Source organism: Nostoc sp. PA-18-2419 (assembly GCF_005869855.1).
Classification (GTDB): domain Bacteria; phylum Cyanobacteriota; class Cyanobacteriia; order Cyanobacteriales; family Nostocaceae; genus Nostoc.
Genome location: NZ_SZNH01000096.1, coordinates 1 through 1,574, shown reverse-complemented (window position 1 = coordinate 1,574; position 1,574 = coordinate 1). Strand labels below are relative to the sequence as shown.

The window sequence follows — 1,574 nt, the reverse complement described above, 5'->3', positions numbered from 1 at the left end:
TGGTAAAACTGATTGATAAGATTCTGTTACGCAAACGTGCTGTAATTGAGTCAGTCAATGACCATTTGAAAAATATATGTCAAATAGAACACTCTCGTCATCGTAGTCCATTTAATTTTTTAGTTAACTTGATGGCTGGTTTAGCTGCTTATACCTATTTGCCTAAAAAACCCTCGATTGACATTTACCCAAAAAATTTGCCTGTACTACCTCCTGCCATTTTTTAGTTCCGTCGAACTCACGTTAACTTTATTTATCGATTATCACTTGCGACTTGCGACTTGCAACTTGCGACTTGTTTTGACCCAAACATTTCGACTATTGTAAAAATCTCCACGCTGCTCTAATTGAAAGCCACCCAGCAACAATCCCAGCCATACTTCTACAATCGGCATTTTCAAACCACGTTGCAGTTGAGCAAGTGAAATTTCATCTTTTACTTGCGCTAGATAAAGACTGATAGCGCTTTGCCACTTTTGCACATCCTCATCACCTGCCAGCCGATGAACATCAACTAGCGTCTGGATATCGAGCATTGCCAACACATTTTCTTTCTCCACTGAAGCCACCACTGAATCGCTACTAGTAGTTGGATGAGTAAACTGATGTGGCCCATGCGCTCTAAAAGTCTGCACTGGGGGTTCTTCGATTAGGTCATCCAATTCTAGGTGCATGGTTGTCCGCACCAAACCAGCAAAGATGTCGGTGTTGATAACTGGACCTTCAGTATCCGTTTGGGCGCGTACATCTGACAATAATAACTCTGCACGGGATTTGAGAATATCTGCTATTTGATAAAACGCTGCCGCGGCTGTTGTTAACTGTGCTTCTACAGGTAAATCTGTTAGCTCAGTATCTAAGCATTCCCACACTGCATCAAGTGTTGATGTCGTTGGCGCTTCTGATATCTCATCTAAAATATCCCAAATAGTTAATTGCCGATAGCTGGTCATGATTAAACTTGTGGCTGCAAAGGGCAAGGTCGCACTGGGCAATGCGTTGGACTAACCTCAAACATATCTTTATACTGATACAGTGAAACATTGTATTCTTTAGCAAACGCCTGTAACACTTTATCTGTGTAGGCACGTATTTTGCCAGGCGTTAGTCCAAAGCAGTGAATCGGCTCTAGGCGGCAGATTGGCTTTTGCCCCAGCCATAACTCTGCCGACATAGCGTGCAATGGTTTATCCCCCAGTTCTTTATATAAGTACAATACAGCAAAATAATTGGCTGGTGGCTCAACGGCGATCGCCTCAATCTGCCCAGAATCATCTTTACTTTTGTTCCGGTAGAAGGAACGGCGATTGTGACAAACCCTCGGATTCCAGCAATCATCACCTTCTGGCCCATGAAGTACCTTAGCCTTAGCTGCGGGTAGCTTGGCGCATAGCTGGCATTTGGGATCAAGTGGCTTGGGCATACCTCACTCCGCTTCGTCTTCCCCTATGGCACGATAGTAAGCAGCGATCGCCGCTTCTTGTTCGCTACGGAGTGTATAGCGCCGAAACGCTTTCTCACGATCGCCGCTTCTTGTTCGCTACGGAGTGTATAGCGCCGAAACGCTTTCTCAC

3 protein-coding genes are annotated in these 1,574 nt (G+C 44.7%); 1 reads left to right on the top strand and 2 read right to left on the bottom strand.

Annotated features, from left to right (window positions below; all coding sequences use genetic code 11):
- Window positions 1–227 (top strand): transposase (locus tag FCR06_RS32115; RefSeq protein ID WP_145973340.1); only part of this gene is annotated, 227 nt, incomplete at its 5' end.
- A 36-nt stretch (window positions 228–263) separates the two neighbouring features.
- On the opposite strand, the gene FCR06_RS32110 is transcribed toward FCR06_RS32115, so the two are convergent.
- Together FCR06_RS32110 and FCR06_RS32105 are read right to left on the bottom strand one after the other, a co-directional pair.
- Window positions 264–953 (bottom strand): hypothetical protein, encoded by a 690-nt coding sequence (locus FCR06_RS32110; protein ID WP_138506951.1) that lies wholly within the window; start codon window positions 951–953, stop codon window positions 264–266.
- A 2-nt stretch (window positions 954–955) separates the two neighbouring features.
- Complete coding sequence (locus FCR06_RS32105) at window positions 956–1,423, bottom strand: hypothetical protein (RefSeq protein ID WP_138506949.1); 468 nt, start codon at window positions 1,421–1,423, stop codon at window positions 956–958.
- Between the last annotated feature and the right edge of the window lie 151 nt (window positions 1,424–1,574).

Bases quoted from the DNA above. Each gene is read 5' to 3' on its own strand.
- FCR06_RS32110 (WP_138506951.1), bottom strand. From the start codon at position 953: ATGACCAGCTATCGGCAATTAACTATTTGGGATATTTTAGATGAGATA.
- FCR06_RS32105 (WP_138506949.1), bottom strand. From the start codon at position 1,423: ATGCCCAAGCCACTTGATCCCAAATGCCAGCTATGCGCCAAGCTACCC.